Raw genomic sequence first — 12,554 nt, 5'->3', positions numbered from 1 at the left:
GGTGAGGCGATTAGCATAAAATTTTACCCATCAAAACTTTTCAAACACCCTCTAACGCGATAAATGATTCCAAAACCACCTTCACCTAATTCTTTTTCTATAGTATATTTACCATCTTGTAATTGCTGTCCTGACAACCAACTCATAATCTGTAAACTTATAGAGTTATAAGTTCATTTTGGCACAATTTTAAGTGTAAGTGCTAATTTCAGCCCCTAATGAGTCTAAAATAGTAAACATACTAACTTTTATCAAAAACTACTATGGCTGCAATTGCCATCCATATTCCAGAGGAACAATTACAACAACTGCAAGTAATGGCACAAGCAAACGGGATTTCTCCTGAAGAATTATTACGTGCCACTATAGAAGATTGGCTCAATTATCCAAAAAGTGATTTTGAGCAAGCCGCAAATTATGTAATTAAGAAAAATTCTGAATTGTACCGTCGTCTTGCATGATCCGTTATCTCACATTAGTTGAAGTTCTGTATCTGCACCGTCAGGTAATCAACCAGTCGGGGGAGCTTTGGGTATACGTGATTTAGGTTTACTAGAATCAGCTATAGCTCAACCCAAAATGACTTTTGGAGGGCAAGATTTATATCCTACAATTGATAAGGCTTCTGCGTTGGGGTTCTCTCTCATCAAAAATCATGCCTTAGTTGACGGTAATAAGCGAACTAGTCATGCAGCAATGGAAACTTTTCTCGTTTTGAACAGGTTAGAAATCGTTGTTGCGGTTGATGAGCAAGAACAAATGATCCTGATGTTGGCAGACAGTCGGTTGGGGCGCGAAGACTTGACTCGCTGGTTACAGGAAAAAGTTAGACAAATCTAAATCATGCTCTTGATATTTATTATCAAAATAACAATATTTGTGACAATTAGGGTAGAATTATTAAAGGTTCGTTACAGATTTGGCAAATCATCCCCACTTCTGTTAGAACGACCGAAAATTAGCTTCTTAATCTAAAAACCTTAAAGTTTACCGAAACCCTCTATGACGCTCCCAATTCGTAACGTCGCCATTATCGCCCACGTTGACCACGGTAAAACCACCCTTGTTGACGCTCTCCTCAAACAGTCCGGCATTTTCCGCGAAGGCGAAGACGTTCCGGATTGTGTCATGGACTCCAATGATTTGGAGAGGGAGCGAGGCATTACAATTCTTTCTAAAAATACAGCAGTTCGTTACAAAGACACCCTGATTAATATTGTTGATACCCCTGGACACGCTGACTTCGGCGGAGAAGTAGAACGGGTACTCGGCATGGTGGACGGTTGTATTCTGATTGTTGATGCCAATGAAGGACCAATGCCCCAAACCCGCTTTGTACTTAAAAAGGCTTTGGAAAAAGGTTTGCGTCCTATCGTTGTTATTAACAAAATTGACCGGGGACAAGCTGACCCCCACGTTGCTGTTGATAAGGTCTTGGATCTGTTCTTAGAATTAGGTGCAGATGAAGACCAGTGTGACTTTAAATATCTATTTGCTTCTGGTATGGCTGGTTTTGCCAAAGAAAGCTTAGAAGCAGAATCGGTAGATATGCAGCCTCTATTTAATGCTATTCTCCGTCACGTTCCCGCACCTGTGGGAGATCCTAACAAACCGCTGCAATTGCAAGTTACCACCCTAGACTATTCTGAGTATTTAGGCCGGATTGTCATTGGTAAAATCCATAATGGAACTATCCGCGCTGGACAACAAGCTGCTTTGGTAGTAGAAGATGGCAGCATTGTCAAGGGGAAAATTACCAAGTTGATGGGATTTGAAGGTTTAAAACGGATAGAAATGGAAGAGGCTACCGCAGGTTATATTGTGGCTGTAGCTGGTTTTGCTGATGCTTATATTGGTGAAACTATTACAGATCCTAATGAACCTCTGGCTCTACCCTTAATTAAGGTAGATGAACCAACTTTACAAATGACCTTCTGGGTGAATGATTCGCCTTTTGCTGGTCAAGAAGGTAAATTGGTAACATCTCGCCAAATCCGCGATCGCCTATACCGCGAATTAGAAACCAACGTAGCTTTGCGCGTTGAAGACACCGACTCTCCCGATAAATTCCTAGTCTCTGGTCGGGGTGAATTACACCTGGGTATCTTAATCGAAACCATGCGTCGTGAAGGTTTTGAGTTCCAAGTATCCCAACCTCAAGTAATTTACCGCACAGTTAACGGTCAACCTTGCGAACCTTTTGAACTTCTAGCATTAGACGTTCCCGCCGATGCAGTTGGTAGCTGTATTGAACGCTTAGGACAACGGAAAGCAGAAATGCAAGATATGCAGCCCGGTGGAGGCGATCGCACCCAACTAGAGTTTATCGTTGCTGCTCGTGGTTTAATCGGTTTCCGGGGTGAATTCATGCGAATGACTCGCGGTGAAGGCATCATGAACCACAGTTTCCTTGATTATCGTCCCCTTTGCGGTGATATTGAAGCCCGTAACAAAGGCGTTCTCATCTCCTTTGAAGAAGGTGTTTCCACATCCTACGCCATGAAAAACTGTGAAGATAGAGGCGTATTCTTTATCAGTGAAGGCACAAAAGTTTACAAAGGCATGATTATTGGTGAACATAATCGCCCTCAAGATTTGGAATTGAACGTTTGTAAAACCAAGCAGTTAACCAACCACCGTTCATCTGGTGGTGAAGAACTTACTCAGTTACAAACACCCGTAGATATGAACTTAGAACGAGCTTTGGAATACATTGCTCAAGATGAATTGGTGGAAGTTACACCTGAATCTATTCGTCTTCGCAAGATGTCCAAGAAATTAGTGAAACGCTAATATCTGTAGGGGTGGGGTTTCCCCACCCTAATTAAATCCATTCACAAATATTGATGCAATCCTTGTGAAAGGGTTGTAATTTTTTGTATATAATTTCTATTATACTCAAACCAGTTGAGACATGGACTTTTTTAAAATCCCGAAAACCCCAGATCTGTAAGGGTTTAGCACTGCTAAACCCTTATCCACAGTTTAATTTTTGTCCTCCATTATTGATTGTAGTCAAAATTTGGGAATGCTTAAAAATAGGGATGAAATAACCTCTAGGGGTTATGTAAATTCACCTATCAAGTAGTTATCGGGCTAATAATCACAATGGTCAATTCAAAAAATAACTTATTTACTCCCCAAAATGAAGGAAACTCCTTAAATACAAAAGAACAACAACGCCTACAAGCATTATTGAAACTGGGGTTGCAACAATCAGAAATGATTCCAGTATTTGAAGAAGCTGCTCAAATTGCTGCTCACTTTTTAGAAGTGGAAATTGCTATTTTAGGATTTATTGATCAAAAATTTCATTGGTTCAAATCAGCGGTAGGCTTATCTCGGTTAGGATTAATGAATGATTTAGCTCGTAAACGCCAACTTTTACGTCAGGAGTCATTTTGTTCTCAGGTAGTAGAAACTTCGCAAGTGCTAATCATTGATGATGTAAATAAAGAAACAAATTCTGGGATTAAAGATAGTATTTTAGTAAAGAATTATGGCATCAGTGCATATTTGGGAGTGCCTTTAATTGATGCCAATGGTAACTGCTTAGGTACATTAGCAGTTATGGATCGTCAGCCTCATAACTTTACACCCCGTGATATTGAATTTTTACAAATAATTGCGCGTTGGAGTATAAGTGAATTTGAGCGCAACCGATTATTACAAAACATTCCAGCAGCACAGAATCCTCAGTCTAACCGTCCATCTCCACTTTTAGAAGAGCCAATAATTGACTTGAAGATTGTTCCTCCTAGTGTAGAAACAAACTTTGATTTCACTCAACGCATTAAATTAGAACTGTTAAACCAGCTAACTCAAGAGCTACGCACACCATTAACATCTATATTAGGTATGGCAGGTGTCTTAGGAAGAGAAATTTATGGCCCTTTAACAACCAAGCAGAGAGAATATCTAGAAATTGTTCAACATAGTGGTAAGTATTTACTTTCTTTAGTTAATCAAATTACTGAATTAGACCCAACTAATAATAATTATCATCTGCTGAATTTAGTTCCTGTAGATATTGAAATGCTCTGTCAACAGGCTATTAATTCCTTAAAGGACTTAGCTATCCGTCGTGAGCAAAATATTCGTTTATCCATAGAACCAGGGCGCAATCGCCTTTTATCTTTAGATAAGGATAAAGTGCGACAAATTTTGTACAATTTAATTTTCAGCGTGATTCAAATTTATGCCCTGGGTAGTATAATCAGAATTCATGTTGCCTATAAAGCAGATACGCTAAATTTAACTGTGTGGGTATCTCACCCTTATTTAGGAAATGGTGTTACTAATTATAATTCTTGTTTTTACTTAACTTCTTCGCAAATGCAGGATGCGGTAGATGAGGATACAAATGATTATGTTCAGCCAGAAAGTGACCTAAATTTACCCGATTTTTGCTCAGATATGTTCAGTAATGGTTTATTCCAAAAAACTGAAAAGTTATCTGCTAATATTTCTCGTGAAAAATTAGGACTTTTGTTAAGTTGCCATTTAGCCGAAATACATCATGGACAAATTTCTATTCAAGGTTCAGTAGAATCAGGATACCGTTATATAGTATCGTTGCCATTAAAGTTTGCGACTTCTTCAGCAGTAGTTAAGGAGGTTTTGTAACTGGCTAAATATCAGGGCTATTTCATTCTAAATAATTGCCTGAGTGTGTTAACATCAAAACGGGCAAATCTTTGTGCTTGAGCCATATTTTTAAAGTCATGAAAACGGTAAAGATTTAGAGCTAAATTACGCGTTATGGCAAGGAAACAGAGAACAGAAAAAAGGTTTTGGGCAACTTTACTTTTTGTTACGTATTTCGGTTTTTGTCTCCCTGTCAGATTTTGTTGGGTTTCCTTGCGTCAACCCAACCTACGAAATGTTTAACTCATCAAATCTTGAAACAATGCGGTGCTTAAATAGCGTTCACCAAAAGAAGGTTGAATCATTACTATTAATTTACCAGCATTTTCTGGGCGTTTACCAACTTCAATAGCGGCAGCTAAAGCCGCACCAGAAGATATTCCTGATAATAACCCTTCTTCTCTGGCTAATCTCCGTCCATATTCCATTGCTGCTGCGTCATTCACTTGAATTATTTCATCAATTAGATCTTGACGCAAAACATCAGGAATAAATCCCGCACCAATACCTTGAATTTTGTGAGAACCGGGTTTACCACCTGATAGAATAGGACTGTTGCTAGGTTCGACGGCAATAACTTGAAAACTCGGTTTGCGTTGTTTAATAACTTCAGCAATACCAGTAATTGTGCCGCCAGTTCCCACACCAGAAATTAAGATATCAACTTCTCCGTCAGTATCTGTCCAAATTTCCTCAGCGGTGGTTTCTCGGTGGATTTTCGGGTTAGCTGGATTAGCAAATTGTTGCAACATAAAAGCATTGGGAGTATTCGCAACTATTTCCTCGGCTTTGTTAATTGCGCCGCGCATTCCCTGAGTTCCTGGTGTTAATTCCAAACTTGCACCATAAGCCCGCAACATAGCGCGTCTTTCTTGGCTCATGGTTTCCGGCATGGTTAAAATTAACTTGTAGCCACGAGCGGCTGCTACCATTGCTAAAGCAATACCTGTATTGCCAGATGTTGGTTCAACTAAAATGGTTTTTTCCGGTGAAATTAAACCTTCAGCTTCAGCGGAAAGGATCATACTTACGCCAATTCTGTCTTTTACAGAAGCCGCAGGATTCATACTTTCTAGTTTGACGACTATCCTGGCTACCACTCCCTCGACTTGGGGAATTTTATTCAACTGAATTAATGGAGTTTTCCCAATAAGTTCTGTTACGTCTTTAGCAATTCGCATTTATTTAACCCTAAAATTTATATATTAATCTATTTGGGTTACATATTTATCTGATCAACTTTTTATATCATCTATAGCCATTTTACCATAATCTCTGTCTTTTTCCCTGGGAAAAACTTCCCTATTCTTGAAAATAATCCTATTGTACGTTTGTTAGAATATCTTAATTTTGTTTTTGAGTTCTTCAAGATATCTTAGGTCTAGTCCTGTCATGAGATCCTGTCATTTGAGTACAGTTTGTACTTGTAAATCTCCCTTAATAAATATCTCAAACCAATAGCCTAACTTAATTTGGCTTTGAGTGCAAAATACCCCGTTCCCTCCCTCAAAAATGCTAGTACCCCACTCAATAAATACTAGCACCCCTACACCAAATATTTTTTTAAATGCTTGTACAGTCAGGATAATAGACTGTGAGTATTGTCGTAATCATCTTAATAATATTAATTCAACTCACTTAAGGTTGGCACTAAAAGGGCAACTGATATAAACGATATAGGATTTACGCAGAGATTCCCCTCTACCCCCCGAAGTTCCTAAGATGAAAGTCTGACGAATCAGGGGGGACTTCTTAACTCTTATATCTCTTAAAAATTATCTTAATCCTGTCCGTATTACTCAATACGAAATTGACAGAATTTTGTTTTTTGAGGAGATAATGATAAGCATACTTTGAATACAAAAAGGTGCAAAAAATAAACATACTAATAGGAATTTTCTTTCTAGGTAGTTGATACCTAGTAATGGAGAAAAATATGAAAGTCAAACTTTTAAATGTGTTGACCGTAAGTTTGGTAACTTTAGCATTAATTTCTCCAGGGGTAGTAGTATTTGCTATAGTTTGGGGACAACATAGAGAGTTCGTTAAAACACAGAATTTATCCTGTGAATTGTCGAAAATAGATATAGCATCTTCTCAATTAGTTCCCCAAACAAAAATTATCAATACTCAGACACCTTTAGTCAAGGTCAAATTATCTAACAATAATTTTCTACATCAACTAAAAATTGCTGCAAAAAAATATAAATTAGCCACAATTTTGCAATGGTTATTTTTGGTAACACCAATTTGTATTGGTGTGGGAATTATCGCTTATGACAGATATCTTGTCTACCGTGCTGCTGTATTAAAAGAACACATTGCCATGTTAGAAAGAATGTGGCAACAAAGCATCGAACAGTAATTTTGCAAATTAATCATTCACCATAAACTAAATTATCATGACAGACGAACGCCAAACACAGTATTTTAATTTAATTGATGAACTTCTCCAATGTCCTAATGGTCAAGAACCAGAGGTTTTGGAAGCACAACCTGAATTAATTGATTCTGGATTAGTGCAAGCAATGTTACAAGTAGCCACAATGTTTGCTCATCAAGGTAATCAAGATGGAGCGCAATTTCTATTTTTTGTTGCTAAACAATTAGCAAAAGAATTAGGTTTATATCCTGAAGTTTCTAATCAAGTTGCCACTCAGGAGTAAGAATGCTATTGACTTCAACTGATGCCGGAAAAATATCATTAGAATTTCTTTTGGCAGATTGGAATATTGCTGATGATTATAGAGATTGGTTTACAGTGATTAATTCTCGCTTAATGGGTGAGAGTTGGTATATTGTAGAATTGGGTGTAGAAGGATTACCTGATAGATGGTTTATGCAGGTTTATGACACTGGAGTTTGTGATCCTAACTATACTTTTATTTCGCCAATTTCTGGTTCAGAAGGATATACCGATTTAAAAAGTCTACCAGATATTATTGCTGATGTTTTAGTAGCAGAACGAAATTCTCGATAGTGCAAATTTTTAGATCCCTGACTTCTTAAAGAAGTCAGGGATCTTATCTATTTATTTTTATTTTGTCAGGTTTAAATAACAATTATATGTTATAATAAATAGAGTTATGGAAGCTACAGAAGAATCAGTCAGATGATTACTGAAGACATCCTAGCCCAAGAATTTCTTAGAGTCGTAAATGACTATTACCCAGCCGTGGGCGAACTCTTAAAAGGCTGTCATGTGAAAGTTATTACTTGTTTTTGGGGACGACCTGCAAAACGGTTTCAATATATAGGAATTTATTGTCGAGAAGACACAATGCCCTGTCTTCAATCCAAAAAAGAAATCCTCAGAGAATTAGCCGAAAATATGGGGTTAATTCAAGTAGTTTTTCTCAATGCTAAACGATTGCTACGTGACCCTATGTCGAAGTTAAAACAGTCTGAACCTCGATTATGGTTGGAGTTGCAATTAGTCGCAGCCTAATCTAATATTTGGTCAACAATGAAAACAGGACTTTTCTGCAATTACGAAAATCATCACCAAGATGCTAGACGCACTATTTTTGAGCAAGTTTTATTGGTAAAAGAGGCGGAAAATTTAGGTTTTGAAGAGGCTTGGGTAACAGAACATCATTTTAATGAGTTCAATCTTAGTCCTTCAATTCTGCTGTTATTGGCACATTTAGCAGGTGTAACTTCACAAATTCGTCTAGGAACTGCGGCTGTATTATTACCATTTCATCAGCCAATCCGCGTGGCTGAAGATATTGCTACTTTGGATAATCTTTGTAGTGGAAGGCTGGCTTTTGGGGTAGCTAAAGGTGGTCCATTTCCGCAGCAAAATAAACATTTTGGTGTGACAAACCAGGAATCTCGCACCAGAATGTTAGAGTCAGTAGCATTGATTCAAAAGCTTTTATATGAGACTGATGTATCATTTAATGGCGAATATTATCAATGTGAAAATCTCACCATTCATCCCCAACCATTGCAAAAACCAATTCCCATATATGTTGCTAGTGGTGATGATGATGCAGTTAAATTTGCTGCTGAAAATTCCTTTGGTTTAATGGGTGGTCCACCTTTTTCTCTAGAAAGACTCAAGAAAACAGTCAATAAGTATCGGGAATTTAATTCCAGTGGTGCTGAAAAGTTTCTGTTAGCCCGGTTCTTTTTTGTAGGTAAAACCCATGATGAAGCGGTAAATGAAGCATTGCCTTTTATTCGCCACTTCAGCAAAGAAATGACAGCTAACTCAACTCAAGTAATGCAGAAAAGTCCTCAACAACCAGCATTTGATCGGACAAATATTTGTTTTGATGAAGACTATTTGATTGAGAATTCAATTATCGGTGATGTTAACGGTTGTCGTGACAAAATCAAGAAATTTCAGGACGAATTAGATCTCAGCACACTAGCGTTAAAACCCTCATCTTTTTCTTTGCAAAAAAATCGAGAAAGTTTGCAACGCTACAATCAAGAGGTGCGGAATTATGTCTAAACTTTCTTTGCTTCCTCCCGATGATTTACCTCCTACTAAGGTGACAAAAGAGGATGGTATTCTCCATTTGGAGTTGGAACAAGCTATAGGTAGATGCTTTTTCTATGCGTGCGATCGCATTACTCAAGTATTACTATCTAATTGTCAATGGTACATGACTACAGATAAGACTACTTTGATGTTAATTGTAGACTGTCCCGATATAGTTGCTTATTGGCACATAGTCAGCAATATTCCCCAATTGGGAAATAGACTGGAAAGATTTACTAAAAATGCCAAAATCCGCGTTTATCCTCCTTTTGGTAAAGGATCACCTTTTGAAATTGGAGTAAACGAAATTTCAGCTTATCGAGATTGGTTGTAAGTCCTAAATTATATTTTAATTACGATCAGATCCCCGACTTCTTTGAGAAGTCGGGGATCTATATGATCTATCTTTTTATTGTTATAATAAAGTAAATACAAAAATATAGCAGCCATGATTAGTAACTTTGTCAATAATAAAAAAGAATTATTTGACCGTTGGGCAAATAGTTATGATTGGGCATTTCCTTCTTTTATTTACCAAGCTATCCACAAAAGATTACTGACAAAAGTTGAATTATCACCAAATGCAAATGTACTTGATTTAGGTTGTGGAACTGGACGTTTATTAAACAGATTAGCAACTCAGTTTCCAGAAATCACCGCTACAGGTTTAGATTTGTCTCCCCAAATGTTGCGGATAGCTAGACAAAATAACCGCCACCGTCCCCGATTAATTTATCTGGAAGGTAACGCTGAACATCTCCCTTTTACTGAGGGACAATTTGATGCGGTATTTAATACAATTAGTTTCTTACATTATCCCCAACCAGAACAGGTTTTAAATGAGGTAGCAAGGGTACTTTCTCCTGGTGGTAAGTTTTATTTAGTAGATATTACTTTTAATAACTCATCACCATGTCAAATTACGCCCCATTCTCCTACAGGAATTAAGTTTTATAGCAAGAAAGAAAGAGAAGAAATGGGTAATAAAGCTGGTTTAACTTGTGTAGGTCATTATGATTTATTGGGGTTTGTATTATTAACTATTTTTCAGAAATAAAGCTAATTTTAGTAAAGTGGGTAGTAATGATGCGATACCTACTTATCTCATTAATGCTTGAAATCCAGCTTGAATAAAATGCTTATCAAAAGTTAAAGCTTGAGTAATTTTATTTTTTTTCATGACCACAAAAGAAACACAATCAACTAACCCCCATGACTTGTCTTGATGTTGTTTATATAAATTTAATGCTTCTTCAAATAATTCAGAATTTAACCGGATAACTTCTACTTCATCAGAATTTAAAAAAGTTTCCATTAATTCGACTGCTTCACTTTTATAATTACTCGATAAAGCATTACCAACTTCTAATAAAATTGCATCAGTGGTTATCAAAGGATAATTTTCAAATTGTTGAGCTAATTCTAAAGCTTTTAGATGATATTGATCCCGTTTGTTTATTAAGGCTACAATAAACAACGTATCAACAAAAATTTTATCCCTCACTTACATCTCTCCCTAAACTAACACTAACTTGAATAGAGAAATCTTCAGCAGCATCAATTTTAATTTTGCGTAATTTGGACATGAGACTAGTTTTTTTAATAGCATTTTCTGCATCACTTAACTGTTCAATAATTCCATAAACTTGATTAAGTTGTTCTTCTGTTAAATTTTTTAGTTTCTCTTGAATCATTTGTTTTGTAATCATCGTAACTTACCTCAAATAAGTATTCTTAAGTACAATTATAGCAAATGACTCTCTAAAATTGTGATTATGCCTTCAATCTTTAGGGAAAACAAATTGAAGAAATTTCACCATGTCTAGCATATAGACCAAAGCCATCACTAAATTGAATTGCTGGCACTCCATCTGCATGAAGTTTATCATCATCATCAAGTAATAGTATTGTTGGGCGATCGCAAATTATGTAATGTGTAGGAGAGGAGTTGGTAAAAACCAGTAACTACACTCGCTACACATCGCTTGGTAAAGATCCCATTGTTCCTGATCATGTTGGCAACCCAGTTCATGAATACAAAAATCGAATAAACCTCCGTAACTTGCCCATTCTGAGTCAGGATAAATAAAGTTATTTTTATTCTCTCTGTGTTCTCTGTGCCTCTACGGTATGGCTAACGCCACGCTATGGTAAAAAAATATTAGATTCAACCCAAAACATTTTGATTTATAGAGAAATCAAATTTGATGAATTATTTACCTGTTGAGATAACCAATTATATAAACCTTCCAACCCTTCCCCTGTATTAGCAGAAACTTGGAAAATTTGGATTTTTGGGTTGACCTGTTTTGCATATTCAAGACAACGTTGAACATCAAAATTTATATAAGGTAATAAATCAATTTTTGTCAAAATCATAATTTCACTATTGCGGAAAATATGAGGATACTTAATTGGTTTATCTTCCCCTTCCGTCACCGATAAAATTACTACCTTAGCAGATTCTCCCAAGTCAAATAAAGCCGGACAAACCAAATTTCCGACATTTTCAATCATCACCACAGAATTTAAAGGTGGATTTAGTTCTTGCAGACCCCTTTCTATCATTGATGCGTCTAAATGACAGCCTGTACCCGTGTTAATTTGCACCACTTTACAACCAGTTGCCTTAATCTTTTCTGCATCATTAGTTGTTTCTTGATCACCTTCAATCACGCTAATAGTTAAATGATCTTTTAAATCATTAATAGTGCGAGTTAATAATGTAGTTTTTCCTGCACCAGGAGAACTCATTAAATTCAAAGCCAGAATATTTCGACCTTTAAACCAACCGCGATTTTGGGCAGCTAATAAGTTATTTTTACCTAAAATTTCTTGTTCTAAAGATATCGTCGTATTATGTATTTTAGCGTGAATTTGAGGTGATTCTTCATGGTGATGAGAATGAGTTATTACAGTTCCATCTGGTAAAGTATGGGTATGATGATGTTCATTTTCCATATTTGTAATTGTCGTTTGATTATCATCGGAACAGCCACAAGTTACACACATAAATCCTCCACTTCAATTTCTTTAATTTTTAATTCTTCACCAGTTATTATATCTAATTGCACACTACCACATTGACAAATTCCAAAAGGTTTATCTATAGAAAAAATTGTACTACATTGACGACATTTAGCTATCCCAGGTATTTCTAATATTTCTAATCTTGCCCCTTCGACTATTGTATCTTTAGCGCAAATATCAAAACAGAATTTAATCGCTTCTGGCATAATAGCTGATAATTGACCAATTTCTAAGAATACTCTTTGGACTTTTTTATTTTGGGCGTTTTCGCTAACTATAGCGATGATATTCTGAGTTATTCCTAGTTCGTGCATAGTATAATTTAAGAGACAACATTGTAGGTTGGGTTAAGCGACAGCGCAACCCAACAAAACTCGGAAGA

18 protein-coding genes are annotated in these 12,554 nt (G+C 36.6%); 12 read left to right on the top strand and 6 right to left on the bottom strand.

Translation table 11 applies throughout. The features are described 5' to 3' along the window. Nucleotides 1-23 precede the first annotated feature (23 nt). Nucleotides 24-146: a hypothetical protein gene (locus FJR05_RS27285; RefSeq protein WP_371416876.1), complete on the bottom strand. Its 123-nt coding sequence runs from the start codon at nucleotides 144-146 to the stop codon at nucleotides 24-26. A 117-nt stretch (nucleotides 147-263) separates the two neighbouring features. Here FJR05_RS27285 and FJR05_RS11325 point away from each other — a divergent pair, with 117 nt between their 5' ends. The 4 genes from FJR05_RS11325 (at nucleotide 264) to FJR05_RS11310 (ending at nucleotide 4,626) form a co-directional block, all read left to right on the top strand. Next, the gene (locus FJR05_RS11325; RefSeq protein WP_168644178.1) at nucleotides 264-461 is read left to right on the top strand and encodes a ribbon-helix-helix protein, CopG family; all 198 of its coding nucleotides are present in this window, start codon (nucleotides 264-266) and stop codon (nucleotides 459-461) included. A 67-nt stretch (nucleotides 462-528) separates the two neighbouring features. Continuing rightward, complete coding sequence (locus FJR05_RS11320) at nucleotides 529-840, top strand: type II toxin-antitoxin system death-on-curing family toxin (RefSeq protein ID WP_254446907.1); 312 nt, start codon at nucleotides 529-531, stop codon at nucleotides 838-840. Nucleotides 841-1,002: 162 nt separating this feature from the next. Further along, the gene (gene typA, locus FJR05_RS11315; RefSeq protein WP_168644177.1) at nucleotides 1,003-2,793 is read left to right on the top strand and encodes a translational GTPase TypA; all 1,791 of its coding nucleotides are present in this window, start codon (nucleotides 1,003-1,005) and stop codon (nucleotides 2,791-2,793) included. A 315-nt stretch (nucleotides 2,794-3,108) separates the two neighbouring features. Next, nucleotides 3,109-4,626, top strand: a complete 1,518-nt coding sequence (locus tag FJR05_RS11310; RefSeq protein ID WP_168644176.1) for a GAF domain-containing sensor histidine kinase — start codon at nucleotides 3,109-3,111, stop codon at nucleotides 4,624-4,626. A gap of 260 nt (nucleotides 4,627-4,886) precedes the next feature. Here the strand turns inward: FJR05_RS11310 and cysK are convergent, their stop codons facing one another. Next, nucleotides 4,887-5,828 carry a cysteine synthase A gene (gene cysK / locus FJR05_RS11305; protein ID WP_168644175.1) on the bottom strand — a complete coding sequence of 314 codons (942 nt, stop codon included), beginning with the start codon at nucleotides 5,826-5,828 and terminating at the stop codon, nucleotides 4,887-4,889. A gap of 755 nt (nucleotides 5,829-6,583) precedes the next feature. Between cysK and FJR05_RS11300 the strand changes: the two genes are divergently transcribed. The 7 genes from FJR05_RS11300 to FJR05_RS11270 all read left to right on the top strand — a co-directional run bounded on the left by FJR05_RS11300 (nucleotide 6,584) and on the right by FJR05_RS11270 (nucleotide 10,199). Further along, nucleotides 6,584-7,012, top strand: a complete 429-nt coding sequence (locus tag FJR05_RS11300) for a hypothetical protein (RefSeq protein ID WP_168644174.1) — start codon at nucleotides 6,584-6,586, stop codon at nucleotides 7,010-7,012. Between the two features lie 37 nt (nucleotides 7,013-7,049). Further along, a complete protein-coding gene (locus FJR05_RS11295) occupies nucleotides 7,050-7,313 on the top strand; it encodes a hypothetical protein (protein WP_168644173.1) in 264 nt (87 codons plus the stop codon). A gap of 2 nt (nucleotides 7,314-7,315) precedes the next feature. After that, nucleotides 7,316-7,627, top strand: coding sequence for a hypothetical protein (locus FJR05_RS11290; protein WP_015079390.1), 312 nt, complete (start codon nucleotides 7,316-7,318; stop codon nucleotides 7,625-7,627). A 132-nt stretch (nucleotides 7,628-7,759) separates the two neighbouring features. After that, nucleotides 7,760-8,095 (top strand): hypothetical protein, encoded by a 336-nt coding sequence (locus tag FJR05_RS11285; RefSeq protein ID WP_168644172.1) that lies wholly within the window; start codon nucleotides 7,760-7,762, stop codon nucleotides 8,093-8,095. An 18-nt stretch (nucleotides 8,096-8,113) separates the two neighbouring features. Continuing rightward, entirely contained in the window at nucleotides 8,114-9,112 is a 999-nt protein-coding gene (locus FJR05_RS11280) for an LLM class flavin-dependent oxidoreductase (protein ID WP_168644171.1), read from the top strand. Continuing rightward, entirely contained in the window at nucleotides 9,105-9,476 is a 372-nt protein-coding gene (locus FJR05_RS11275) for a hypothetical protein (RefSeq protein WP_168644170.1), read from the top strand. Before FJR05_RS11280 ends, FJR05_RS11275 begins: the two co-directional genes overlap by 8 nt. A gap of 114 nt (nucleotides 9,477-9,590) precedes the next feature. Continuing rightward, nucleotides 9,591-10,199, top strand: a complete 609-nt coding sequence (locus FJR05_RS11270) for a class I SAM-dependent methyltransferase (protein WP_168644169.1) — start codon at nucleotides 9,591-9,593, stop codon at nucleotides 10,197-10,199. A gap of 42 nt (nucleotides 10,200-10,241) precedes the next feature. Here FJR05_RS11270 and FJR05_RS11265 read toward each other — a convergent pair whose 3' ends face one another. Continuing rightward, entirely contained in the window at nucleotides 10,242-10,646 is a 405-nt protein-coding gene (locus FJR05_RS11265) for a PIN domain-containing protein (protein WP_168644168.1), read from the bottom strand. Continuing rightward, nucleotides 10,636-10,851, bottom strand: coding sequence for a hypothetical protein (locus tag FJR05_RS11260; protein ID WP_168644167.1), 216 nt, complete (start codon nucleotides 10,849-10,851; stop codon nucleotides 10,636-10,638). The genes FJR05_RS11265 and FJR05_RS11260 overlap by 11 nt, the downstream gene beginning before the upstream one ends. Before the next feature lie 239 nt (nucleotides 10,852-11,090). Here FJR05_RS11260 and FJR05_RS11255 point away from each other — a divergent pair, with 239 nt between their 5' ends. Next, nucleotides 11,091-11,231: a hypothetical protein gene (locus FJR05_RS11255; RefSeq protein WP_168644166.1), complete on the top strand. Its 141-nt coding sequence runs from the start codon at nucleotides 11,091-11,093 to the stop codon at nucleotides 11,229-11,231. Between the two features lie 98 nt (nucleotides 11,232-11,329). Here the strand turns inward: FJR05_RS11255 and hypB are convergent, their stop codons facing one another. Together hypB and hypA are read right to left on the bottom strand one after the other, a co-directional pair. Beyond that, entirely contained in the window at nucleotides 11,330-12,154 is an 825-nt protein-coding gene (hypB, locus tag FJR05_RS11250; protein ID WP_168644165.1) for a hydrogenase nickel incorporation protein HypB, read from the bottom strand. Then, complete coding sequence (hypA, locus tag FJR05_RS11245; RefSeq protein ID WP_168644164.1) at nucleotides 12,145-12,486, bottom strand: hydrogenase maturation nickel metallochaperone HypA; 342 nt, start codon at nucleotides 12,484-12,486, stop codon at nucleotides 12,145-12,147. The genes hypB and hypA overlap by 10 nt, the downstream gene beginning before the upstream one ends. Between the last annotated feature and the right edge of the window lie 68 nt (nucleotides 12,487-12,554).

Origin of the sequence: Dolichospermum sp. UHCC 0259 (assembly GCF_009711935.1) — a bacterium.
Taxonomy (GTDB): domain Bacteria; phylum Cyanobacteriota; class Cyanobacteriia; order Cyanobacteriales; family Nostocaceae; genus Dolichospermum.
This window is presented reverse-complemented; position numbering and strand designations above follow the sequence as displayed.